This window comes from Paenarthrobacter sp. 10L420, assembly GCF_056395385.1.
Map to the genome: position 1 here is coordinate 1 of NZ_JBFTJK010000018.1, position 24,393 is coordinate 24,393.

Genomic DNA, 24,393 nt, shown 5'->3' on the forward strand with positions numbered 1-24,393 from the left:
TCCAGAATCGCGTGCTTTTGATCGAGAGTGAAGTGGCTCCGCTTCGAACGACGGGGAGGAACAATAAAATCCATGACGGACCTTTCCCTGCCGCGTGTATCACCTGGTGGGAACAGCAAACCTGTCACACAACAGCCTGACACACACGGAGGAGTCGTCTAGCGCGCAGGGAGTCGTCTAGTCGGCCGCGCGGAGGGCTCGCAGGACACGGAGCTTGAATTCCTGCTCCCGGAACAGATCCCTCCATGTGATGCGGATGAACTTCCAGCCCAGCTCCATCAGGGCCTTCTCGCGCTGCCTTTCCTTGAAGATCACTTCATCTGTTGGCTCGTAGTCGAAGTACTTCACCCTGCCGTCGAACTCCAAAGCCACCTTCTTTTCGCGCCACGCGAAGTCCAAGCGATGTCGGCCTTCCGTTGTTCGAACTCCTACCTGAAGGTCTGGTGGCTCAATGCGGAGTCGCTGCAGAAGTTCCCGGCTGAGAGTCTCGCCGGGAGACTCCGAGCGCGCATCGGCATTTTCCAAGGCCCGGCGCAACGAAAGCACTCCATTTCTCCCCGACAGAGCTAAGCAAATTTGCGCCAGCCTCTCAGCATCTGCACCCCTGCGGAGGGCATGATCCATCAGCACAAGGCTCCGCCGGTAGTCCAACATCAAGCAACAGTCCGCCACCGTCCGCTCCAGCGATGTACAGGGTAGTCCGTCCACGAGGACTACATCGCCTTCCAGTAGCACCTTGGAATGAGCGACTACGTCGCGGCCATGCGAAATCGGCGACGGCGTCTTCTTCTGTGTAATGTGCACACGGTCGTCAACGTCCCACAGGAATAATCGGTGGAGGCGCGCTGCAGAGGTGTGGCTGTAGACCAAGCCACCTGTCGAGCTCAGCAGTGTCCCATGAGCGTGGGCGGCGATGAGTTGGCGGCTGCGTACCCACGGCTTCTGGGCGGACCAGGTGCTGCCACGGATGTAGCAACCTCGTCGGAGCCTTACCAGTTCACCCGACCGCACCAGGGTGGCTATACTCCGGTCATTGAATCCGGCTTCATTGAGTTCGGAGGTCCTCCACAGATCCATGCCCGCGGGGAGATCAGCCATTTTCGCCATGGCACAAGCATTGTCGAGGCTTAAGAACTTGCGACAGGGGACCCAGGGCGTATGTGGAAAAGCCCGTTTCGATGGCTCGCTGCAGACAAGACCACTCCTACCGTCTTGCCTGCAGCGAGCCGTCTAAACGGGCGGGAGCAGGGGGGCGGTCGGCCCAGGGAGTGCTAGGGGCGCTGGCGGCCGAACACCGGGAGCGCGCGCAGCCAACGGGAGAACCCGCCGGCCTTGCGGTCACAGTCGGCCGGGATGTAGAAGTCCGGATCTGTTGCACCGAAGGGCAGGTACAGCTCCTGACCCGGCGCCGGGAATTCCACGACGTTGTTCGTATCCTTCGAGTCCATCTGTTCCTCCTCTTTCCAGTGCAGCACTTTTCCGTAATTCGGAAAATGTTTATTGCTATATGAAAAGTGTAAGCAGTGCGTAAAGCAGGCGTCAAGAGACGTCCAGGAGGGCCGGAGAGATGCTCCGGTCACATTTGGCTGCTTCATAACGATCTCCAAAACCCATATACACAAGCCGAAATCATGCGCTACTCTCGAATGAGTTCGTGGCGTACGTCACGTAACCTGAGAGCAGCAGGCAGGGTCGTAATGAGCTGGCATCAATGGATGCCGGCTCTTTTTTGTTGGGTCGGCTCCACCAGAAACGCGGTGGAAACACGCGCTTAATTTCATTGATGGAACGTAGGTTCCACCTCACAGAAGTTGGGATATGACCATGAGCAACAACATCGTCCTCGGCGAAAACCAGTACGGCAAAGCGGAAGTCCGCGTCGTCAAGGTCACTCGGGATACTGACCGCCACCACATCGAAGACCTGAATGTCACCTCGCAGCTGCGCGGCGATTTCCAGGCTGCGCACCTCGAAGGCGACAACGGCCACGTCGTTGCCACCGATACCCAGAAGAACACTGTCTACGCTTTTGCCCGTGACGGCATCGGCTCCCCGGAGTCCTTCCTGCTGCGCCTTGCCAATCACTTCACCGGCGAGTTCGAATGGGTAACCGGTGGCCGCTGGGAAGCCGAGGCCTACAGCTGGGATCGCATCCAGGCACACGGCGCGGGACACGATCACAGCTTCGTCCGCAACGGACAAGAGGTGCGTACCGCCGTCGTCGTCCGTGATGGCGCAACCACCCACGTGATTTCCGGCCTCAAGGACCTGACCGTCCTCAAGACCACGGAGTCAGGGTTCGTCGGCTACCCGCGCGACAAGTACACAACCCTGCCGGAAACCACGGACCGCATCCTGGCCACCGATGTTTCCGCCCGCTGGCGCTACAACACCAACCTGGACTTGGCTGGCACGGACTTCAACAAGAGCTACGAGGACATCAAGGCCCTCCTGCTGGAAGGCTTCACCGAGAACTACTCGCACGCGTTGCAGCAGACGCTGTTCGACATGGGCAAGAAGGTCCTGGAAGCACACAGCGAAGTGGATGAGATCAAGTTCTCCATGCCCAACAAGCACCACTTCCTGGTTGACCTGAGCCCGTTCGGCCTGGACAACCCCAACGAGGTCTTCTTCGCCGCGGACCGCCCATACGGCCTCATCGAAGCAACCGTCCAGCGCGACAACACCACTGCCGCGCCCGTTGCATGGAGCGGCATCGCCGGCTTCTGCTAAGCACCACCCTTAACAACGCACCATCCAGGGGTTTGTGTGCAGGTCCCCCAACGGCGCCCCGTCAAGGCCGGACCTGCACACAAACCCCCGGCCCCAAAAGAAACCCCCAGATTTTGTTAGCCAGACACAGTTAGCCAGACGAAGACGTCTGCCATGAACCCAGAAAGTCTGCCATGAACATGAAGAAGAAAACCCGCCCTGCGAATACCACCACTTCGCAGAAGCATCAGCCAGAACGTCCCGAGGACAAGCGCCTCTCGATCGGAAGCACCTTCGCATACGGCTTCCAGCATGTCCTCACCATGTACGGCGGAATCATTGCCCCGCCGCTGATCATCGGGGCCGCGGCAGGCATGTCGTCGCAGGATATTGGCCTCCTCATCGCAGCCTGCCTGTTCGTTGGCGGGCTGGCCACTATCCTCCAGACGGTGGGCATCCCGTTCTTCGGCTCACAGCTACCCCTGGTTCAGGGCGTCTCTTTCGCGGGCGTCTCAACGATGGTTGCGATTGTCCAAGGTGGCGGGGGCATCCAGGCGGTCTTCGGTTCGGTCATTGTGGCGTCCCTGATCGGCTTGGCCATCACTCCCCTGTTCTCCAAGATCATCAAGTTCTTCCCGCCAGTGGTCACGGGCACGGTCATCACCACCATTGGCCTGACGCTCATGCCGGTCGCAGCCAACTGGGCCATGGGTGGAAACGCCAAGGCCGATAACTACGGCAGCATGGCCAACATCGGCCTTGCAGCAGCAACCATGGGCATCGTCCTGCTCCTGAGCAAGGTTGGCAACGCCGCCATTTCCCGGCTCTCCATCCTGCTGGCCATGGTCATCGGCACCATCATCGCGTTCGTTGCAGGAATGGCAGACTTCTCCAAGGTCGGCCAGGGCGACATCGTCGCTTTCCCCACGCCCTTCGCTTTCGGTGCTCCCACCTTCGAGATCGCAGCAATCGTCTCCATGCTCATCGTCATCCTGGTAACGCTGACCGAGACTTCCGCGGACATCATTGCTGTGGGCGAGATCGTCGATACCAAGGTTGACTCCCGCCGCATCGGCGACGGTCTCCGCGCAGACATGCTCTCCAGCGCCATCTCGCCCCTGTTCAACTCCTTCACGCAGAGCGCCTTCGCCCAGAACGTTGGCTTGGTGGCCATCACTGGCATCAAGAGCCGCTTTGTTGTCAGCGCCGGCGGCCTCATTCTGGTTGTCCTCGGCCTCCTGCCGGTCCTTGGCCGAGTGGTTGCAGCGGTTCCCACGCCCGTCCTGGGCGGTGCCGGCGTCGTGCTTTTCGGCACAGTGGCAGCCAGCGGTATCCGCACCCTGGCCAAGGTTGAGTACAAGAACAACATGAACCTGATCATCGTGGCCGCGTCGATCGGGTTCGGCATGATCCCCATCGCCGCCCCGAAGTTCTACGACCAATTCCCGTCCTGGTTCTCCACGATCTTCCACTCCGGCATCAGCTCAGCCGCAGTCATGGCGATCCTGCTGAACATCCTGTTCAACCACTTCAAGGCAGGCAACTCGGACAACCAGTCAGTGTTCGTCGCGGGCACCGACAGGATCGTCAGCGAAGAGGACATCAAGTGCCTCAGTGAAGGCGACCGGTTCGAGAACGGCAAGCTGATCGACGCCGAGGGCAAGGAAGTCCCGCTCAAGACGTCCAGCGCGTCCGAGCACTAGCTCCCGCCCAAAAATGGCAGATGGCGGCAGCGTTTCCTTGGGGGACGCTGCCGTCATTTGTGCTGCCGAGGGAAGCGCCGAGATGACAAATAACGCCCATGTTTGTGGAAAACATGGGCGTCAAGTGCCAACTCGGCGGGTGGTGTGGAGAAGGAGAAGCCTAGTTCTGGTTGAGCTCCGCGGAAATCGCCAGGGCGGCCTCGCGCAGCATTGGCACAGCGCGGTCGGCGAAGCTCTGGTCCACGCGGGTGATGGGGCCGGAAACGGAGATAGCCGTGGGGGTGGGAGCGTTGGGCACGGCCATCGCGAAGCACCGGACCCCGAGTTCCTGCTCTTCCTCGTCAATGGAGTAGCCGCGTTCGCGGATCAGCTTCAGGTCCGCGAGCAGGGAGTCGATGTCGCCGATGCTCTTGGCCGTCGGAGTGGGCATGCCGGTTCGGGCAACAATGCCGCGGACCTGCTCGTCGTCGAGCTGCGCCAGGATCGCTTTACCAACGCCGGTATCGTGCGTGTGGGCCCGGCGGCCAACCTCAGTGAACATACGCATGGAGTGCATGGACGGGACCTGGGCCACGTAGATGACCATGTCCGAATCCAGGACGGCCATGTTGGAAGTCTCGCCAAGGCGTTCCACGAGGGTCTTCAATTGCGGACGCGCCACGGCGCCGAGCTGCTTGCTGGCGCCTTCGCCCAGCCGGATGAGCCGCGGGCCAAGGGCATAACGGCGGTTGGGCAGCTGGCGGATGTAGCCGAGGGACACCAGGGTGCGCAGCAGGCGGTGGATGGTGGGCAAGGGCAGGTCAGTGGATGACGACAGCTCGCTCAGAGTGACGTCGCCACCCGCATCCGTGATCAGTTCCAGCAGTTCAAAGACGCGCTCAACGGACTGCACGCCTCCGGAGGCTTTTTCAGCCATTCCCTTGTCTCCAATGACTCAGATTCCGACAACTCTTATCCGCATCGTGAAAAGAATTGCTTAGAACACCCAAGATACAGCACAGCGGGCACCTGCGCGACGAGACGCAAAATGACCGGGCAAGGGGTTGTGTTTCCACTTGGTAGATAATAATATCCATAATACGAAAACATTTAGTTTGGAACGGCGGCCCGGGAACGGGCCTAACAGGAGGAATTTCAATGGCGAATCCGAGCCCCGGAAACTCGATCACCCTGCGCGTCGCCGCACCGTCCAGCTTCACCGCTACGAGCGAACTGGCAGCAGCCGTCGGCGCAGCCGGTGCCGCGATCACCGCTCTGGACGTCACGGAATCCCACCACGAGACCATCGTCGTGGACGTCACCTGCAACACCACTGATGACGACCACGCAGCACGCGTCAAAGACGCCCTGAACGCGCTCGACGGCGTCACCGTCCAGCACGTCTCGGACCGCACCTTCCTTATGCACCTTGGCGGCAAGCTCGAGGTCGTCCCCAAAGTAGCCCTGCGCAACCGTGACGATCTGTCACGCGCCTACACTCCCGGCGTCGCCCGCGTTTGCCTGGCCATTGCAGAAGACCCGGCCGCTGCCCGCAACCTGACGGTTAAGCGCAACACCATCGCCGTCCTCACCGACGGTTCGGCCGTGCTGGGGCTGGGCAACATCGGCCCGGCCGCCGCGCTGCCCGTCATGGAAGGCAAGGCCGCGCTGTTTAAGCAGTTCGCCAACGTGGACGCCTGGCCGGTCTGCCTGGATACGCAGGACACCGAAGAGATCATCATGATCGCCAAGGCCATGGCCCCCGTTTACGGCGGCATCAACCTCGAAGACATCGCCGCACCGCGTTGCTTCGAGATCGAAAACCGCCTCCGCGAAGAACTGGACATCCCGGTCTTCCACGACGACCAGCACGGCACCGCGATCGTCACCCTCGCCGCCTTGGTCAACGCCCTCCGCGTAGTGGACAAGAAGCTGTCCGAGGTCAAGATCGTCGTTTCCGGTGTCGGCGCTGCCGGTTCTGCCATCATCCAACTTCTCAAGGCCCAGGGCGCGCAGCACATCATCGCCGCCGGCCGCTCCGGAGCCATCCACTCCGGCGAGAAGTACGACGACGAGCACCGCAGCTGGATTGCCGAGAACACCAACGAAGAAGGCTTCTCCGGAACCCTGCATGACGCCCTGAAGGGAGCAGACGTGTTTATCGGCGTCAGCGCCCCGCATGTGATCGGCGAGGAGCAGGTGGCTTCCATGGCTGAGAACGCAATCGTCTTCGCCATGGCCAACCCGACGCCGGAAATCGACCCCGTCATCGCCTCCAAGCACGCAGCCGTCGTCGCCACGGGTCGCAGCGACTTCCCGAACCAGATCAACAACGTGCTGGCCTTCCCTGGCTTCTTCCGCGGACTGCTGGACGCCGGAGCATCGGACATCACGCCGAACATGCTGGTGGCCGCCGCCGAGGCAATTGCCAACCGGGTGGCTGACGACGAGCTGAACGCGAGTTACATTATCCCCAGCGTCTTCGATCCGCATGTAGCCGCCGATGTAGCGACCGCCGTAGCCAATGCTGCGCACGCAAACGCCGCCAGCGCTCTCTAGAAAAGGACACCGCCCCATGGCTATTACAGTCACTGATCCCCGGCCGATCGATCGCGCCGAGGAGATCCTCACCCCCAAGGCACTGGGCTTCATCGAGGAACTGCACAAGCGTTTCGCCGGCACCCGTGCCGAGCTGCTGGAGGCGCGCAAAGCCAAGCGCCAGAAGGTTGCGGACACCAGCCGCCTGGACTTCCTCCCGGAAACCCAGGAAATCCGCGACGGCGACTGGAAGGTTGCCGAGGCCCCGGCAGCTTTGCAGGACCGCCGCGTAGAGATGACGGGTCCCGCAACCCCGGCCAAGATGGCCATCAACGCACTGAACTCCGGCGCAAAGGTCTGGCTCGCGGACCTCGAAGATGCCAGCACACCCACCTGGCCCAACGTCATCGACGCCATCCTCAACCTCCGCGACGCAGCACAGGGCACCCTGAGCTACACCTCCCCGGAAGGCAAGGAATATCGTCTCCGCACCGATGCTCCCTTGGCTGTTGTTGTTGCCCGCCCCCGCGGCTGGCACATGGAAGAGAACCACCTGCTGATCGACGGCGAACCTGCAGTGGGCGCGCTGGTGGACTTTGGTTTGCACTTCTTCCACATCGCCAAGCAGCTGCTCCTGAACGGCCACGGCCCGTACTACTACCTGCCCAAGATGGAGAGCCACCTTGAGGCCCGCCTCTGGAACGACGTCTTCGTCTTCGCCCAGGACTTCCTCGGCATCCCGCAGGGCAGCATCCGCGCCACGGTCCTCATCGAGACCATCCCTGCAGCGTTTGAAATGGACGAGATCCTCTACGAGCTGCGCGATCATGCTTCAGGTTTGAACGCCGGACGTTGGGACTACCTCTTCAGCATCATCAAGTACTTCCGTGATGCCGGCGAAGAGTTCGTCCTGCCGGACCGCGCGACCGTTGCCATGACGGCTCCGTTCATGCGCGCCTACACCGAACTCCTGGTCAAGACCTGCCACAAGCGCGGCGCCTTCGCCATGGGTGGCATGGCCGCCGTCATCCCGAACCGGAAGCAGCCCGACGTCACCGCTGCGGCCTTCGACAAGGTCCGTGCCGACAAGACGCGTGAGGCAAATGATGGCTTCGACGGATCCTGGGTTGCACACCCGGACCTCGTTTCCACGTGCCGCGAGGTGTTCGATTCGGTCCTCGGTGACCCCGCCAACGGTGGAAAGCCGAACCAACTGGACAAGCAGCGCCCCGAGGTGAACGTCACCGCTGAGCAGCTGATCGACGTCGCCTCTGCCGGCGGCACCGTCACGGAAGCCGGCCTTCGGCTGAACCTCTATGTCGCCGTCGCCTACACGGGTGTCTGGATCTCCGGCAGCGGCGCTGTTGCCATCCACAACCTCATGGAAGATGCCGCGACCGCGGAGATCTCCCGCTCCCAGGTGTGGCAGCAGATTCGCAACAAGTCCGTCCTCGCGGACACGGGCAACACCGTGACACGCGAGCTCGTCAGCCGCATCCTGGGCGAGGAAACCGAGCGCCTGCGGATCGAGTTCGGCGACGAGAACTTCGCCAAGTACTACGAGCCCGCGTCCAAGCTGATCGAGGACATCTGCCTGTCCGACGATTACACCGACTTTCTGACAACACCCGCTTATGAGCTGGTGGGCTGAGATGGGCTCATTCTCTTCCTCTGATCTGGCTCACATCGAGTCCCAGCTTGAGGCGACGGACCAGCTCCTGGACCGTAACTACCCCGGCGACGACGGCTCACGCCAGCCCATCCACACCGTCTACATCCCGGCGGACCGCTTCACGCCTTCCCTCGCGGCAGAGTGGGGCGCCCAGGCGCTCACGACGGCGGAAGCTCACGGTGGCTTGGAAAAGCTCGGCCAGCTGTTGGGCCAGGAGCCTCATTTGGCTGCCGCCGTTGCCTCCCGTGTGGCGGCGAAGCTCTCCTCCGAGCCGATCGAGGACCTGCGCCTGGACTTCGAGGACGGGTACGGGGACCGCGGCGATGAGGCTGAAGACGCCGACGCCGTTGCTGCCGCCAAGAAGGTTGCAGAGGCAGTTTCGGCCGGAATTGCTCCGCCGTTCCTCGGCATCCGCTTCAAGTGCTTCGAAGCAGCCACCCGTGCCCGCGGACTGAAGACGCTGGACTTGTTTGTGTCCACGCTTGCTGCAGCGGGCGAGCTGCCTGCGGGCCTGATCCTGACCCTGCCGAAAGTCACCACGGTGGCCCAGGTGCAGGCCATGGACTTCGCGGTCTCGCGCCTCGAGGAAGTCCACGGGCTTCCCGCGGGGAGGCTCCGGTTCGAGGTGCAGGTGGAAACGCCGCAGCTCATTCTGGGTGCCGACGGAACGTCCCCCGTAGCGCAGCTCCCCCACGTTGTTCCGGGCCGCATCAGCGCTCTGCACTACGGCACGTATGACTACAGTGCTTCTTTGGGCATCTCGGCTGAATACCAGTCCATGGAGCACCCTGTGGCTGACTTCGCCAAGGAAGTCATGCAGCTCGCCGTTGCCGGCACGGGCATCCGTCTGTCCGACGGTTCCACGAACATCATCCCCGTGGGCGACGGCGTGGAAGATGCCTGGAAACTGCACGGCCGCCTGGTCCGTCGCTCCCTGGAAAACGGCTACTACCAGGGTTGGGATCTGCACGCAGCCCAGCTACCCAGCCGTTTCTCGGCGTCGTACGCTTTCTACCGCGAAGGGCTGCCCGCCGCGGCCTTGCGCCTCCGGAACTACGTGGAGCGCACCGAAGGCGGCGTCATGGATGAGCCCGCCACCGCCCGTGCACTCGCGGGTTTCGTCCTTCGCGGCGTCCAGTGTGGCGCAGTGGGGCCCGATGAGGTCAAGGCGCTTGCCGGCGTCGAACTTTCACAGCTGACCGCACTGGCGCACCCTCGGCTCGCCCAACCAACGTCCCACTGATAGGAGCATTTCGCATGGGCAAGTACTACTACCCGCAGGGCGGCCTGCCGCCGCAGACCCACCTGACCACGGAGCGGGCGATCGTCACGGAGGCTTACACCGTGATCCCCAAGGGCGTCATGACGGACATCGTCACCAGCAACCTGCCTGGATTCTCCAATACGCGCTCCTGGATTATTGCGCGGCCGATTTCCGGCTTCGCCACCACGTTCTCGCAGTTGATCGTTGAGATCGCTCCGGGCGGCGGGGCTCCCAAGGCCGAGTTCGAAGCAGGCGTTGAAGGCGTCATCTTTGTCACGAAGGGCCAAGTCAACCTGACCCTTGACGGCGAACTGCACCACCTCGAGGAGGGCGGCTACGCCTACCTTGCCGCCGGCGCAGAGTGGGGCTTGGAGAACGTGTCCGACGACATCGTCTCCTTCCACTGGATCCGCAAGGCCTACGAACGCCTTGAAGGCTTCGAGGCCAAGTCCTTCGTGACCAACGAGAAGGACGTGGAGCCTACCTCCATGCCGGACACGAACGACGTCTGGAAGACCACCCGCTTCACGGATTCCAGCGACCTCGCCCATGACATGCAGGTCAACATCGTCACCTTCCAGCCGGGCGGCGTGATCCCCTTCCCGGAGACCCACGTCATGGAGCACGGCCTGTACGTCCTGGAAGGCAAGGCCATGTACCTGCTTAACAATGACTGGGTTGAGGTGGAGGCCGGCGACTTCATGTGGCTCCGCGCATTCTGCCCGCAGGCCTGCTACGCCGGCGGTCCGGGCGAGTTCCGTTACCTGCTGTACAAGGACATGAACCGGCAGGTGAAACTCACCTGATCTCCGCCGAGATCGCCGGAAAGCTGCCAGTTCGCTGGGAGCTTTCCGGCGATTTCGTGCGTTTCCGGCGGTTTCGGCGCGGGCTCTGTGGACTCAGCGACGCTGGCCGATGGCGAAGCCCGACCAGAACGCAAGGACCAGCAGCCCGACCCCGGAGACTGCCAAGCCAAGCTGCGTCCCTTTGCTAATAAATGAGCCGTTGTCCCCCACGAACACCTCATTGCTCAGGGGCGCATAGGCAAACCACCCAATGTTCGCTTCGAGGTTGTTCCACGCGACGATAATCCCCACGATCACCGCGATCACGCCAAGCAAAGGCACGACGGCGGCAAGGACTCTGCGCGCAGGCTGCGGTGTGTTGCGTTCCCCAAGTTTGCTGTGCTCCCCCATGCGGGCGAGTCTAGCCTGAGCTCACGCACCCAAGTAGGTCGCAGTTAAGCGCGTTTTGCCCTCTCTAAACGCGCTCTGCTGCGACCTACTTGGGTGCGTTTGGAGCGGGGGCGCCGGCGATCCTGTACGACTCCTGCAGCAACTCGTCGAGCTCCTCTACGTCGATGTTCTCCAGCCGGACCAGCAGCAACTTTGGTGACCGTTCGTGATGAGGGGTCCAGAAATAGGTATCCGGCTCCATTGCTGCCAGAGCTTCGCGCTCATCCGTTTTGACCGTAACAACCCCCTCTTCCCAGATCCGAGCCATGAGGGACTTGCCAAACCAGGCAGGCTGGCCCCAACTTGGGCGCTCGGTGACGCCGGGCATGCCAAGGCAGATACGCCTGACGTCCTCTTCGGTGGCCATGGTTCACTGTGACACCGGCATGCGGGCTCCGGCAAGGAACGCGTGGACTCTCGCAGACTAGGCTAAGCACATGTTGACCATCGGCAGCACCGTCCTCGGCGTCAATGACATCACCCGGGCCACTGGGTTCTGGCACGCCGCGCTCGGCTATGTTCCACGTGAGCCCGGCGATGACACCTGGGTGATCCTCGTTCCGTCCGCCGGTCCAGGCCCCCAACTCGCGTTGATGCTGAGCGAAACGCCTGTCCAGGAGCATCCACGTACTCATCTGGACCTCTATGCGGATGACCAAGCTGCCGAAGTGGAGCGGCTGATCTCCCTCGGCGCTCAACGCGTTGACTGGGACCTGTATCCGGAGAATCCGGATTTCGTGGTCCTCGCCGACCCTGACGGCAACCGCTTCTGCGTTATCGACAAAAGTCCGCGGTAGCGCCGCCGTCGAGCCCCAACTGACTGGCAGTAGTGGTGGTTTTGAGGGCTGAAAACAACCACTACTGCGACTTACTTGGGCGCTGCCAGTTCTGTCGGGGCCCTTGGGTAGAGTGCAAGCCATGGACGACAAAGCGACATTGCTCGGCTATTTGCGCCTTCGCCGGGCGGACCTGCTCGGGAAGCTTGATGGCTTGGGTGAATACGATGCCCGAAGGCCCCTGACACCGACGGGTACCAATCTGTTAGGGCTCGTGAAACACGTGGCGAGCGTGGAGTTGGGGTATTTCGGGGAGACTTTCGGGCGTCCGAGTGGGCGCGAATTGCCGTGGCTGGAGCAAGACGCAGAACCGGATTCCGATATGTGGGTCCCGGCCTCGGAGAGCCGTGCGGAAATCCTGGAACTGCACCACTTCTCGGCAGCGCACAGTGATGCCACCATCCAGGCCCTCCCGTTGGATGCTCCCGGCGTTGTGCCTTGGTGGTCCGGAGAGAAGCGGAATGTGACGCTTCATCAGATCCTCGTCCACATGTGTGTGGAAACCGCACGGCACGCCGGGCACGCTGACATCATCCGCGAACTGATCGACGGATCCGCTGGCCAAAGGCCTGGGGATCCCAACATGCCTGGCCGCAACTCCGAAGAATGGGCAGCACACAGGTTCCGCATCGAAGAAGCAGCCTTGGAGGCAGACCTCCGGCACTGAAGACCCCCAAGCACCACTCAGCACGCCCCGATGGCATACTACCTAGCCGCCGGGATGTGCTCTGTCGTTTTCAGTGCGGTGAGGTTGGCCGGGTGTTGGCCTGTGGCATCCAACCGATCCCCAGCGCCTGCCGGCTGCTGCTCGCGGAGCTGCCACAGCAAAGTTAGACCCCACAAACAGTTGGGCCAACCACCGCATGAGGTGCCCCCCCTCCGCAAGGCCGACCCGCAAACTTGATGCGAAATTGAGCCAAACAAACAGAGTCCTTGATTTTGCCGCGCCACGCTGGAAGCAGACGAAGCCTCATTACATCAATCCATCAAGGTTTCGGCGACGAATAACCAACGAGAATCACAATGATGTGGGGGACCCAATGGAACAGGCAGCAGCGCTAACAGAGGTGATCGCCATCAAGGGCATCATCCAGGACCAACACCCCGTGGATTTCCAGGCACTGGGTGTCGCAGGATGCATCGACAGACTTGCTGCGCCGCTTCGACGCTCCGGCGTGACCGTCCACTGGCACACACCCCACCACGGCATCGAGATCTCCTCCGCATCAGCCGCACTGCTGTACCACGTAGCCCAGGAGACCTTCAGCAACACCCTGAACTACGCCGACGCCAGCGAACTGACCATCCGTCTCAATGCCGTCTACCACGGAATCCAAATGACGATTATGGACAACGGCAAAGGTTTCGAAATCCACGCCGCCCCCAGCGGCCGCCGCCACGGCTTCGGCCTGCTGCTGATGTCCATTGCAGTGCACGACGCCGGAGGGTCCGTTGAGATCGACTCCGGGGCTGGGCGGGGCACCAGTGTGAGGGTCACACTGCCACTGGATTGAGTCCAATTTGGGACCTTTTTCGGCTCCCAAACCATGGATTGGCGGCGTCCCCGGACGTATTCTGTAGCTACTTTTCAGCCTGACATCTCGACGGAATGGCACGAAATGGCGCGGAACAAGGGTCCCCGGTTAGGTCTTGGCAAGGTCCTTCTGAGGATCTTCGGGTTTTTCTTCGTGAGCGCCCTCTGCGGGGTGCTGATCTGCGGCTTCATGGTGCCGGTGGTTCAGTTCACCAGCACTACCATGGGCGGTTCCATCGGCTTTTACGAAAGCCTGCCCAGCCAACTCGACGTTGATTCGCCATCCCTTTCCAGCAATGTAGTCACTGCTGACGGCCAGCACATCGCCACGTTCTATGCAGAGAACCGGGTGAAGGTACCCCTGGACCAGATGTCACCCTTCATTCGGCAAGCGATCGTGGCAATCGAAGACAGTCGCTTTTATGAGCATCCCGGAGTGGATACGCAGGGCATCATCCGTGCGCTGACATCCAACGTGACCAAGGGGACCCGACAGGGCGCGTCGACCCTGACCCAGCAATACGTCACCAACGTGCTGAACGAGTCCCGCCTCTCGAAGGGCCGACCCGAGGATGTGGTGCTCAGTGGGGACAAGAGCATCGGTGACAAGCTCCGGGAGATCAAGCTGGCCCTGGAGCTTGAGAAACGCTTCAGCAAAGACCAAATCCTTGAGGGGTACCTGAACATCGTGTTCTTTAACCGGAACGCGTATGGCATCGAAGCCGCTTCGCGGTACTTCTTCAGCACCTCAGCCAAGGATCTCACTTTGCCACAGGCAGCGCTGTTGGCCGGGCTGGTGAACGGGCCGAGCGTCTATGACCCAACAACCGCGCCTGAAGCAGCGTTCAGTCGGCGAAACATTGTGCTGGACAGGATGCTCGAGCAGGGAAAGATCACTCAAGCAGACCATGATGCGGCAGTTGCCGCCACCGTGGAGCTGAAAATCACCCCGTCCCATCAGGGCTGCGCCGGGGCCTCCATCGCCATCTACTTCTGCGACTACGTGTCCCACCTGATCATGAACAACGAGGCCTACGGTGCAACCATCGATGACCGCGAACGGCTCCTCTACCGGGGCGGGCTCACCATCACCACCACGCTGGACAGCCGGTTGCAGGCAGCGGCCCAAGTACAAGTGGATGCGTCAGCCGGCGCAAACCCGGACAAGTGGGGCGCTGCCATGACCACCGTGCAGCCAGGCACAGGCAAGATCCTGTCCATGGCCCAAAACACGGTGTTCGTTCCGCAGGACGGAAAGTTCGATACCCAGCTGAACTTCAGCGTGGATGCCAAGGACGAAAACGGCAACGACCTCAATGGTGCAGGCGGATTCCAACCCGGTTCCACCATGAAGCCCTTCATCTTCGCGGAGTGGCTCAACGAGGGCAAGTCGCCCACTGCCGTGGTGGATGCTTCCCGGCGGGTCTACCCGGTTGGCTTCCCTTGGCGCTCGAGCTGCGGCAAAGTGCTGGGTGGCTACAGCACCGCGCAGAAGGCGCAAAACCTGGGCGCTGATGATGACCTGCAGAACAACGACGAGGGCTACTACCGGCCCATGCCCATCAACTACGGCCTCTACAACTCGATCAACACCGCCACATTCGCTACTGCAGCGCAGTTGGATTTCTGCGGCATCCAGAAAATGGTGGACGCGGTTGGTCTGCACAGCGGCCTGGACAACGCCCAGATCAACATGCACCAGATCGGTAACCTCCTTGGCTCCATCGGCGTCGCTCCCGTCATCCTGGCGAGCGCCTTCGCAACATTCGCCAACGATGGCACCTATTGCAAGCCCATCGCCATCACCGATATCAGCGACTCACAAGGCAGGAAGTACCCAGCGCAGACCCCTGAATGCAAGGAGACCGTGAAACCGGCCGTGGCCCGTGGAGTCACATCGGTGCTGCAGGACGTGCTCAAGCTCGGATCCGGCGTCTACATCGAACCCAAGGTCCAGAACCAGGTCCCCGTTGCGGCCAAGACAGGCACCTCGAACAACAACGGCGCAACCTGGGTGGCCGGATACACTACCCGGCTCGCCACAGCCTCCTTCTTTGGGGACACGACGGCGGGACAACAGCGAGCAGGACAAAACGTCACCATCAACGGCAAGTTCTACAAGTCACTGGACGGCTACATGATTGCCGGCCCGCAATGGGCCAACTACATGATGCAGGCCACCGCCCTCTACCCCAGCGGCGCCTTCAACCCACCGCCTCCCCCGCCGTCGCCTGGACCAAGCACGTCACCCGCAGCACCTCGCTGAGTGGGCCTGCGTTGTGGGGCCCTGTCTGCGCGGTGTTCCCGGCAGCCGAGCCGGCAGAAAGACTTTGAAAGCCAGTCATTCCTCCCGCAGACTTGGCCTGTGAAGCCCTTCCTTTTGTTGGCCACCCGCGCTGAAGACGCAGCAGCGGATGACGAGTACCAGGCCTACCTCCGGTACTGCGGGCTCCGGGCTGAGGAATTGTTCCGCATCCGGCTGGAGGCGGCACCACTGCCGGACATTGAGTTGGCCGATTACTCAGGCGTGATTGTGGGCGGCAGTCCTTACACCTCCAGCGACCCTTTGGAGGAGAAGAGTCAGGCCCAGCTTCGCGTCGAAGCTGAACTCTCAGCACTCCTGGATCGCATCGTGGCCGAGGACTTCCCCTTCCTGGGTGCCTGCTATGGCGTTGGAACCTTGGGGGTTCACCAAGGAGCCATCATTGACCGTCGCTACGGAGAACCGGTCGGGGCTACGGAGATCAAACTGACCGCAGACGGGGAGCGCGACCCCCTGCTCAAAGGCATGCCACACACTTTCGAGGCGTTCGTTGGGCATAAGGAAGCCTGCAGCCAACTGCCGGAAAACGCCGTGTTGCTCGCAAGTTCCGCAGCCTGCCCTGTGCACATGTTCCGCATAAAGAAGAATCTCTACGCCACACAGTTCCATCCGGAATTGGATGTCGATGGCCTCATCACCCGGATTAACATCTACAAGGACGCGGGCTATTTTCCGCCGGATGCTGCCGACGAGCTCATCGAGACCGCCAAGCATGCCTCGGTGACTGAACCCATGCGGGTCCTGAGGAATTTCACGGAAGTCTACGCTCGCTAGGGATCTTGCGCGGCCCGCTCTGCGCCCCAAGAAAGGGGTTTCTATCAGAGCCTCCCTCGCGCTGCGTTGGCTGGGTAGCGTTGTGAGTACTCACCCATGCCCCGAAACATGATTCATCCATGAGGAGCAATCTTTGAAGCAGGACCCTTTGGCGGTCGAAGCCCAGGTACACGCAGCACCAGATGAAGGAAAGACCAAGCCAGCGAAAATGCGAGCAGCCACCAAGATCCCTTGGGGTGGCCTTTTGCTGCTTGCTGCCGCGGGCTTCACGGCTGTCACCACAGAGCTGCTTCCGTCCGGGCTGCTTCCGCAGATCAGCCGGGATCTGGGCGTGGAGGAATCCGCTGTAGGTTCCCTGACCGCAGCGTATGCAGCCATCATCGTTTTCACCGCTCTCCCCTTGTCCCGGCTCCTGGGCGGGCGGGTCCCGCGGAAGACCCTGTTGATGGGGACAGTGCTTGCCTTTGCACTTAGCAACGTCCTGCTGGCCTTGAGCCCGAATCTTGAAGTGGCCATCGTCGCAAGGCTTCTGGGCGGAATTGCCCATGGCATGTTGTGGTCGAGCGTGGCACCGTATGTGGCACGCATCGTTCCTGCCCACTCGGTGGGCAAGTCCATGGCGGTGGTCTTCAGTGGTACCAGCATCGCGTTGGCTGTCGGGGCTCCGATTGGCACACTCATGGGCACGCTCATGACCTGGCGGGTTTCCTTCGTGGTCCTGGCCGGGGTGGGCGTCCTGTTGGCAGTCTTGGCGTTCTGGCTCCTGCCTGCTGCGCACGATCCCGGCACCCACAAGACACCCTCGATCCGGGCAGCGCTCAAGCTACCGGGCGTGATCGCCGTGGCCACCGCTTGGCCACTCTTGTTGCTGGCACACTTCACTCTCTTTACGTACGTTGCCCCTTTCCTGCTCGCCTCCGGATTGCCCGAAGCCCTCACTGGCATTTCACTGTCTGTGGTCGGGATCTCTGGATTGGTCGGAATCTGGATCGCTGGCCTGACTGCCGATTCCCATCCACGGCGTTCGGTGATTACCGCCGTCGGGCTTCTTTTGCTTGCCTTCGCGTTGCTGCCGGTTCTGGGCGGCACCTGGGTGGGGGTTTTCGCGCTGATGGTTGCTTGGGGCGTTTCCTTCGGCGCGATCGGCATCTACAACCAGGCGGCAATCCTTCGCGCTGGCGGAGAGCACAAGGATGCGGCCAACGGACTCACGGTAGTGACTATCCAACTGGGGATCGCCGTGGGTGCCGGGTACGGTGCTTTGGCGCTGACCACTGTTGGGGCTCGGTTGGTGCCGCTGGCCGCTGCGCTGCCAACGGCAATTGCCTTGGCGATCATGATTTCCAGCAAGCGCGGCGGATACCCGGCAGGGCCGCGCGAAAAAAGACGCCGCGAGAAGCGCCGGTAACATTCCCGAAACATGCCAGTCACGTGATCTTCATGAAGGTGGGGTTTCTGTAACTTACCTGCAACTTAGCTCTTCCGAGTCGGAAACATAGCTCACCGAATATTGATCGGGGGGTAGTGAGGGCCGTGCATCAACGGGCCCGTTTCGGACAGGCTTGATCAGAAGGGAACGCAGGTGGAGATCTCTGCGCAACACGTCTGGCTGATGTTGTCATCGGCAATGGTGCTTTTCATGACTCCGGGCCTCGGCCTGTTCTATGGCGGCATGACCCGCGCCAAGGCAGCACTCAACATGATCATGATGAGCTTTATCTCTGCAGGCATTGTGGGCGTCGTGTGGGTCCTGTGGGGATACTCGATGACCACCGGCGACGGTTTCCTCGGCCTGTTCGGCAACCCGTTCGCGCACTTCGGCCTTCAGGACCTCATAGGTTCGCCCGACCTCCTCAAGGCGGTCTTCGCCGCTACCTTCGCCATCATCACCGTGGCACTCATCAGCGGCGCCATCGCCGACCGCGCCAAGTTCAGCGCATGGGCGCTCTTCGTCCCGATCTGGGTCACCGTGGTCTACTGCCCGCTGGCTTACATGGTCTGGGGCGGCGGCTTGATGAGCGCAGGTGGAGCCGTCACGCAGATCTTCGGCCAGGTGATCGACTTCGCCGGCGGTGCCGTAGTTGAGGTCAGTTCAGGTACCGCCGCTTTCGTCCTCGCATTGATCGTGGGAAAGCGTCACGGATTCGCCAAAGACCCCAACCACCGCCCTCACAACGTCCCGTTCATCATGATCGGCGCAGCAATCCTCTGGTTCGGTTGGTTTGGCTTCAACGGCGGTGCTGCAACCACTGTTGAGCAGGCAGGCCTGATCTGGGTCAACACCCTGGTGGCTCCGGCCGCGGCGATGCTGAGCTGGTTGGTCACGGAAAAGATCCGCCACGGACACCCGACATCACTGGGCGCGGCCTCCGGCGTTGTTGCCGGCTTGGTCGCCATCACCCCTTCCTGCGCCAACATCACCCCGCTCGCGGCCCTTGGACTGGGACTCGTTGCTGGTGCCGCCTGCGCAGTCTTTGTGGACCTGAAGTACAAGTTCGGTTTCGACGATTCCCTCGACGTCGTGGGCGTGCACTTCGGCGCCGGCGTGATCGGCACGCTTTCCCTCGGCTTCGTCGCCTTCCCCACGGAAGGCACGGCCGGTGGCCTCCTTTACGGCGGCGGAGTGCAGCAACTCGTGGCGCAGACCGTTGCTGTACTGCTCACGATCGCCCTCTCCGGCCTGGGCACCCTGCTGATCGGTCGCGCTATTCACAAGACCATCGGCTTCCGCGTGGCCCACGAACACGAAGTTGCAGGAGTGGACCTCACCCAGCACGCAGAATCGGCCTACGAGTTCGGCCTCACAGCCCATGGACACTTCCGCCAGCAGCAGGCCCACCTGTCGTCGCTGATCAAGGGTGGACGCAAAGAGTCCGAGCCGGCGAAGGAAGACAGCTTCGCCTAGCGGCCCCACATTCAGAACAGCAGCCGACGGCGGAACCCAGGTCCCGCCGTCGGCTGCTGTTTGTGCGTCTCACAGTTGGTTGGGTTAGCCGAAGCCGTTCCAGAGCCGCTGCCACCACGTTCGCTTGATTGGTTCCTCCGGCTCCGGCTCAGGTGGAGCTGCCGCAGCCCGCCGCTCGCGCCATCGTTCCAGCTCGGCGTCAACATCCCGCAGCTTGGTGGTCACTGGCGGCCCACCCTGAAGCTGGCGACGGGCCTCAACCACTCGCTTGTTGAAGTCCTCAAGGATGTCGCGGACCTGCTTCGCGGTGTACTGCTGATCCAGCTTCGCGTCGAGTTCAGCGTCCTCGATCCGTAGCAGAATTGCTGGCGGGCCGATCCCGCTGAGTCGCTCACGCTGGATCAGACCTTTGACCCACCAGTCCGGATCATAGTGCTCGCCCAGACCCGGGATCGGCTTGCCAGCGTATTTGAGGTTGTCGAACTTGCCCTGGTTCATGGCGTCCCGGATCAAATATTCCACCCGCGCGGCGTCGTCCACCTTCCGGCGTTTCTCCCGCTCTTCCGCCTCGGCCGCCTCGAGCTCTGAATCTTCCTCCGCATTACCGCCCCACGAGCGGACTGCCCGCAATTCCGCGCCCCGCTCGAGCTTCCGCCTGAAGGCATTGTTCTCGGCGTTCACGTTTCGCCACCTCCTCGCACGGCAGTCCTCTCCTGCCGGAAATCGTGGTTCCGGCTCCAGTATTCCGCATTTTGCTGGGCCACGGGGAGGGCTGAGGGCTACTCTCGATCCAAATACCTCCACAGGAAGGGCCGCGCGTGACTACTGTTTCCAATGCATTCATTCCGGTCTCGGATCCGGGCCAGGCAGCCAAGTGGTATTCGGAACACCTGATGCTTCGGACTGTCACCGTTTCGGAGTGGACGGCAGTTCTAACGGGCGACGGCGGTGCCACAGTTACGCTGATGGGTCCGCTTAGCGGAATCGCGGCTGAGCCCGGGCTGGCATGGTCCACCTGCGGTTTCCTGGTGTATGACCTCACGGGCATGCGGGATCGTTTGCTCCGGAACGGACATGGCGTGTCTGTGGTGGAGGGCGATCCGGACACCTGCTTGTTCTTCACGGTCCGGGACCCCGACGGGAATGTCCTGCTGCTCACGGACCGCTAGGCTCGCTGGTTCAGGAGGCTCCCTCGTTCCACCAGCGCCGCAGCGCTGTTGCTTCACCACCCCCTTTGATCGCCGAGCGGCCCCCGACACGCCGGGATTAGCGGCGTGTCGGGGCCACTGTCAGCTCAAAGCAGGTGATGGAGCAACGCAGGCTAGCTGGCAGGCTAGTGAACGGCCATGCTCGGATCCAGTTGCTCGATGCCCTCAGGAGTAACAAGGACCACCCGGGCCGTGCAGATGTCGTAGAACAAGCCTGTGGCTTGCACTTGCCCGGATGCCAAGGCCGGCCTGGTGACCGGATGCTCTTCGAGTTTCTGGAGCTGGACGGCGACGTTCACCATGCTTAGCTGGTCGAGGCGGCTGTAACCTTCAGCTTCGGCAGCGAGGGCGACAGGATGGCCATCCAACAGCGCGGTGTAGCTCGGCCGGGCGTGCTCCAACCAGGCATCGAAGCCCGTGCCCAACGCTGCGGATGCACCCTCGGCGTCGGCTATGACGGCCTTCATCGCGCCACAGTTGGAGTGGCCGCAGATCACGATCGAGTCCACGGACAACCCCTTCACGGCGAATGCCAGTGCCGAGTCGATCGAGGCATCCCGGCCGTCGGAGCACACAACGTTGCCAATATTCCGCAGTGTCAGAAGGTCTCCGGGGCCGCTGCTGGTGATGAGGTTCGGATTGACCCGGGAGTCGACGCAGGCAACAAACAGTGTGTCCGGGTTCTGCCCCTCCGTAAGATCCTGAACCAGCGGTCGAACCTTGTCTGCGTACCGCCGATGGTATTTGTCGATGCCAAGGAGGATTGACCGCAGCGGAAGCTGCCCGCCGTCGTCGTGCGCTTCCTGCTGGGCACCGTCCACAGGCGACGGCTGCCAGGAAGTCCTGGGCGGAAGCGGGAATTCACGTGGATCCTGGCGCTGTGGAGTGTTGTCCGCGGCGTCGGTGAAAGCGGTGGTTCCGTGTTCCTCCAGCACCACCGAGGCGCCGCTGGAGCGGTGTTGTGCCTGCCAGGCAACCAGCGCCTCGCGGAAAGCGTGATCGAGGTAATCGGAGTTGAGTTCAACAACTGCGTCCTGGCCCTCGGGAACGGAGTGCAGGACGCGGTTCAGTCGGGGCAGCGCGAAGAAGCTGCAGGACCCGGCGATCGTGACGCGCCACGGCAGCTGCTCCCCGGCCGGGGCATGGGCGTGGATCTGGGCACGGAGTACCCGCCACAACACGCAGAGGGCCGCGAGGGCGAGGCCGATAATGACGCCTTCGAGCAGGTTCAGCACAACAACGCACGCGAGCGTGACCACGTAGACCAGGAGGTCGCCGGTGCGGAGGCTGGTTTTGATGTCGGCGACCTTGATGAGCTTGGCGCCGATGACGAGCAATAGGCCGGCGAGCACTGACAAGGGAATCAGCTGGATGAGGCCGGCGAACAGTGCCGAGAACACCAGGACCCACACGCCGTGCAGGATGGCGGACGCCCGGCTCGCGGCGCCGGCCTCGACGTTGGTGGCGCTGCGGACGATCACGCCTGTCACCGGGAGGCCTCCGAGCATTCCCGAGACCATGTTGGCGGAGCCTTGTCCGACGAGTTCGCGGTTGAGGTTGGTGCGCGCGCCTGCGTGCATCTTGTCCACCGCGACCGCGGACAGCAGCGATTCAATGCTTGCGATCAGGGCTACCGTGATGACTGCCATGGCGGCTGCGCGCCAGTTGCCGTCGGGCAAGCTGGGCAGGGCAAAGGCGTCGAAAAGCGAACCGCTGAAGCTGATGCGCTCGACGCTGGGCGCAACTGCTGCAGACAAAGCGGTGACAGCGACCACCGCCGCCAGCGGGCCGGGAATCTTCTGCACTGCAGTGGGCAGATATTTCCAGGCAAGGAGGATGGAAACAACTGCCAGGCCGAGAAGGGCGGAGTGCAGCTCGACATTGGTGATGGCCGCTGGAAGTGCGGTCAGGTTTTCGACGGCGGACCCAGCCGCCTTCCCACCGAGCAGCACATGCAACTGCTGCAGGATGATCGTGATGCCGATGCCAGCCAGCATCGCTTTGACCACTACGGGCGAAACTGCCAGCGCGGCCCGGCCTACGCGGCTGATACCCAGCAACAGCTGCACGACGCCGGCGGCTGCGGTAATGGCGCACGTCACCTGCCAACCGAACTCGTTAACCAACCCGGCCACGACGACGGTCAGTCCAGCGGCGGGGCCGCTCACCTGCAATGGGGAGCCGCCGAGGCTGCCAGCGACGATTCCTCCGATGGCTGCCGCAATAAGCCCGGCCATGACGGGTGCTCCGGAGGCGGCGGCGATACCGAGCGAGAGCGGAAGGGCAACAAGGAAGACGACGAGGGATGCGGGGAGGTCGGCTCCAAGGTTGCTGAGGAAGCTCGGCTTGGGTGCCTTGCCCCGGCTTCCGGGCGGGCTGTGGGAGTCCGTGGAGATGGAAGCGGAGTCGTTTGTTTGCGGCACTGGAATTTCCTAAGGCTCGGGAACACTGACTTCTCCAGCGTAGGAATATTGTCACGTGCAATGACAAGATGATGTGATTCTTGTGACAAAACTTGTGAACAGGCAGCGTCATGTGGCGACCAATGGGAACTTCTGCAGGGAGAGGGATCGTTGAGGACTCCATGTGCGTGGACATAGTCTGAAGAAATGGATGAAGAAACCCGCACAATGGACGAACACAGCACACGAGGCTCCTACGTCACCGGCAGCGAGTTCAATCGGGACACCAACTACATCGAGGACCGGATCACCCGCGAGGGCACTCCCGGCCCGAACGATGAACCCGGCTGGCCGGTAGAGCCAGGTAGATACAGACTGATAGCAGCCCGGGCCTGTCCGTGGGCCAACCGTTCGGTCATCGTCCGCAGGCTTCTGGGCCTGGAGCACGTCATCAGCCTCGGACAGCCGGGCCCTACCCACGACGCCAGGTCCTGGACCTTTGATTTGGATCCTGACGGAAAAGATCCAGTACTGGGAATCGAGCGGCTACAGGAGGCGTACTTCCACCGCTTTCCGGGCTATCCCCGCGGCATCACGGTTCCGGCAATCGTGGACATCCCCAGCGGGGCCGTCGTGACCAACAACTACCCCCAAATCACGCTCGACTTCTCCACAGAATGGGCAGAGTTCCACCGTCCGGGCGCACCACAGCTCTATCCGGAGCACCTGCGCGAGGAAATCGACACGGTGAACAAGCGCGTCTTCACCGAGGTCAACAATGGGGTCTATAAGTGCGGCTTCGCAGGGTCCCAGGAGGCTTACGAAGCTGCCTATGTCCGCCTGTGGAGCGCCTTGGACTGGCTCGAGGAACGGCTGGCAAACCAGAGATACCTCGTGGGTGACACCATCACCGAGGCGGATGTCAGGTTGTTCACCACACTGGCTCGCTTTGATGCGGTCTACCACGGGCATTTCAAATGCAATCGAAACAAGCTCAGCGAAATGCCGGTGCTGTGGGCGTATGCCAGGGATCTGTTCCAAACGCCGGGTTTCGGCGACACGACCGACTTCGTCCAGATCAAGCAGCACTACTACATAGTGCACGAGGACATTAATCCCACACGCATCGTCCCCATGGGACCGGACCTGTCAGGTTGGCTGAGCCGGCACGGAAGGGAATCGCCTGGCGGGCGTCCGTTCGGGGACGGGACTCCACCAGGGCCGGTCAAGGCAGGCGAGGAAGTGGCTGCTGGTCACGGGGCCGTCTAACCGGCAGCAGCCTATTTTGCTCGGCGGCCTCCCGACCTG

22 protein-coding genes are annotated in these 24,393 nt (G+C 62.0%); 15 read left to right on the forward strand and 7 right to left on the reverse strand.

The annotated features are described in order from the left end of the window. Positions 1-177: 177 nt before the first annotated feature. Both AC1DD5_RS20630 and AC1DD5_RS20635 read right to left on the reverse strand, forming a co-directional pair. Entirely contained in the window at positions 178-1,107 is a 930-nt protein-coding gene (locus tag AC1DD5_RS20630; RefSeq protein ID WP_477522626.1) for a type IV toxin-antitoxin system AbiEi family antitoxin domain-containing protein, read from the reverse strand. A 164-nt stretch (positions 1,108-1,271) separates the two neighbouring features. After that, positions 1,272-1,448, reverse strand: a complete 177-nt coding sequence (locus AC1DD5_RS20635; RefSeq protein ID WP_014922716.1) for a hypothetical protein — start codon at positions 1,446-1,448, stop codon at positions 1,272-1,274. Positions 1,449-1,818: 370 nt separating this feature from the next. On the opposite strand from AC1DD5_RS20635, the gene pucL reads away from it, so the two are divergent. Then, positions 1,819-2,733 (forward strand): factor-independent urate hydroxylase, encoded by a 915-nt coding sequence (pucL, locus tag AC1DD5_RS20640; RefSeq protein WP_477522627.1) that lies wholly within the window; start codon positions 1,819-1,821, stop codon positions 2,731-2,733. Positions 2,734-2,906: 173 nt separating this feature from the next. After that, positions 2,907-4,415 (forward strand): nucleobase:cation symporter-2 family protein, encoded by a 1,509-nt coding sequence (locus AC1DD5_RS20645; RefSeq protein ID WP_477522628.1) that lies wholly within the window; start codon positions 2,907-2,909, stop codon positions 4,413-4,415. Between the two features lie 160 nt (positions 4,416-4,575). On the opposite strand, the gene AC1DD5_RS20650 is transcribed toward AC1DD5_RS20645, so the two are convergent. Then, positions 4,576-5,331: an IclR family transcriptional regulator gene (locus tag AC1DD5_RS20650; protein WP_224088895.1), complete on the reverse strand. Its 756-nt coding sequence runs from the start codon at positions 5,329-5,331 to the stop codon at positions 4,576-4,578. Positions 5,332-5,552: 221 nt separating this feature from the next. Between AC1DD5_RS20650 and AC1DD5_RS20655 the strand changes: the two genes are divergently transcribed. The 4 genes from AC1DD5_RS20655 to AC1DD5_RS20670 are packed head-to-tail and all read left to right on the forward strand — an operon-like array spanning position 5,553 to position 10,674. Then, positions 5,553-6,953: an NAD-dependent malic enzyme gene (locus tag AC1DD5_RS20655; protein ID WP_442016173.1), complete on the forward strand. Its 1,401-nt coding sequence runs from the start codon at positions 5,553-5,555 to the stop codon at positions 6,951-6,953. A 16-nt stretch (positions 6,954-6,969) separates the two neighbouring features. Further along, positions 6,970-8,583: a malate synthase A gene (gene aceB / locus AC1DD5_RS20660; protein ID WP_477518979.1), complete on the forward strand. Its 1,614-nt coding sequence runs from the start codon at positions 6,970-6,972 to the stop codon at positions 8,581-8,583. 1 nt (position 8,584) lies between these two features. Beyond that, positions 8,585-9,847, forward strand: a complete 1,263-nt coding sequence (locus tag AC1DD5_RS20665) for a DUF6986 family protein (protein WP_477522629.1) — start codon at positions 8,585-8,587, stop codon at positions 9,845-9,847. Between the two features lie 14 nt (positions 9,848-9,861). Then, positions 9,862-10,674 carry a bifunctional allantoicase/(S)-ureidoglycine aminohydrolase gene (locus AC1DD5_RS20670; protein ID WP_224088899.1) on the forward strand — a complete coding sequence of 271 codons (813 nt, stop codon included), beginning with the start codon at positions 9,862-9,864 and terminating at the stop codon, positions 10,672-10,674. A gap of 93 nt (positions 10,675-10,767) precedes the next feature. Here AC1DD5_RS20670 and AC1DD5_RS20675 read toward each other — a convergent pair whose 3' ends face one another. Together AC1DD5_RS20675 and AC1DD5_RS20680 are read right to left on the reverse strand one after the other, a co-directional pair. After that, complete coding sequence (locus AC1DD5_RS20675; protein WP_477522630.1) at positions 10,768-11,064, reverse strand: hypothetical protein; 297 nt, start codon at positions 11,062-11,064, stop codon at positions 10,768-10,770. Positions 11,065-11,149: 85 nt separating this feature from the next. Further along, complete coding sequence (locus AC1DD5_RS20680; protein ID WP_477518976.1) at positions 11,150-11,470, reverse strand: MmcQ/YjbR family DNA-binding protein; 321 nt, start codon at positions 11,468-11,470, stop codon at positions 11,150-11,152. A gap of 70 nt (positions 11,471-11,540) precedes the next feature. On the opposite strand from AC1DD5_RS20680, the gene AC1DD5_RS20685 reads away from it, so the two are divergent. From AC1DD5_RS20685 to AC1DD5_RS20715, 7 genes are all read left to right on the forward strand, one after another. Further along, positions 11,541-11,900, forward strand: a complete 360-nt coding sequence (locus AC1DD5_RS20685) for a VOC family protein (RefSeq protein ID WP_477522631.1) — start codon at positions 11,541-11,543, stop codon at positions 11,898-11,900. A 121-nt stretch (positions 11,901-12,021) separates the two neighbouring features. Beyond that, positions 12,022-12,606, forward strand: a complete 585-nt coding sequence (locus tag AC1DD5_RS20690; protein ID WP_477522632.1) for a DinB family protein — start codon at positions 12,022-12,024, stop codon at positions 12,604-12,606. Between the two features lie 373 nt (positions 12,607-12,979). Continuing rightward, a complete protein-coding gene (locus tag AC1DD5_RS20695) occupies positions 12,980-13,453 on the forward strand; it encodes a sensor histidine kinase (RefSeq protein WP_477522633.1) in 474 nt (157 codons plus the stop codon). A gap of 105 nt (positions 13,454-13,558) precedes the next feature. After that, positions 13,559-15,739, forward strand: a complete 2,181-nt coding sequence (locus tag AC1DD5_RS20700; protein ID WP_477522634.1) for a transglycosylase domain-containing protein — start codon at positions 13,559-13,561, stop codon at positions 15,737-15,739. Between the two features lie 99 nt (positions 15,740-15,838). Next, positions 15,839-16,570 carry a glutamine amidotransferase gene (locus tag AC1DD5_RS20705; protein ID WP_477522635.1) on the forward strand — a complete coding sequence of 244 codons (732 nt, stop codon included), beginning with the start codon at positions 15,839-15,841 and terminating at the stop codon, positions 16,568-16,570. Positions 16,571-16,703: 133 nt separating this feature from the next. Continuing rightward, positions 16,704-17,978 (forward strand): MFS transporter, encoded by a 1,275-nt coding sequence (locus AC1DD5_RS20710; RefSeq protein WP_477522636.1) that lies wholly within the window; start codon positions 16,704-16,706, stop codon positions 17,976-17,978. 174 nt (positions 17,979-18,152) lie between these two features. After that, on the forward strand, positions 18,153-19,475 hold the full coding sequence (locus tag AC1DD5_RS20715; RefSeq protein WP_477513808.1) for an ammonium transporter: 1,323 nt from the start codon (positions 18,153-18,155) through the stop codon (positions 19,473-19,475). A gap of 84 nt (positions 19,476-19,559) precedes the next feature. Here the strand turns inward: AC1DD5_RS20715 and AC1DD5_RS20720 are convergent, their stop codons facing one another. Next, entirely contained in the window at positions 19,560-20,156 is a 597-nt protein-coding gene (locus AC1DD5_RS20720; protein ID WP_477513809.1) for a DnaJ family domain-containing protein, read from the reverse strand. A gap of 137 nt (positions 20,157-20,293) precedes the next feature. Here AC1DD5_RS20720 and AC1DD5_RS20725 point away from each other — a divergent pair, with 137 nt between their 5' ends. After that, positions 20,294-20,644: a VOC family protein gene (locus AC1DD5_RS20725; protein WP_477513810.1), complete on the forward strand. Its 351-nt coding sequence runs from the start codon at positions 20,294-20,296 to the stop codon at positions 20,642-20,644. Positions 20,645-20,808: 164 nt separating this feature from the next. Here AC1DD5_RS20725 and AC1DD5_RS20730 read toward each other — a convergent pair whose 3' ends face one another. Then, positions 20,809-23,106: a SulP family inorganic anion transporter gene (locus AC1DD5_RS20730; RefSeq protein WP_477513811.1), complete on the reverse strand. Its 2,298-nt coding sequence runs from the start codon at positions 23,104-23,106 to the stop codon at positions 20,809-20,811. A 186-nt stretch (positions 23,107-23,292) separates the two neighbouring features. Here AC1DD5_RS20730 and AC1DD5_RS20735 point away from each other — a divergent pair, with 186 nt between their 5' ends. Further along, positions 23,293-24,354, forward strand: a complete 1,062-nt coding sequence (locus AC1DD5_RS20735) for a glutathione S-transferase family protein (RefSeq protein ID WP_477522637.1) — start codon at positions 23,293-23,295, stop codon at positions 24,352-24,354. The last annotated feature ends 39 nt before the right edge of the window (positions 24,355-24,393 follow it).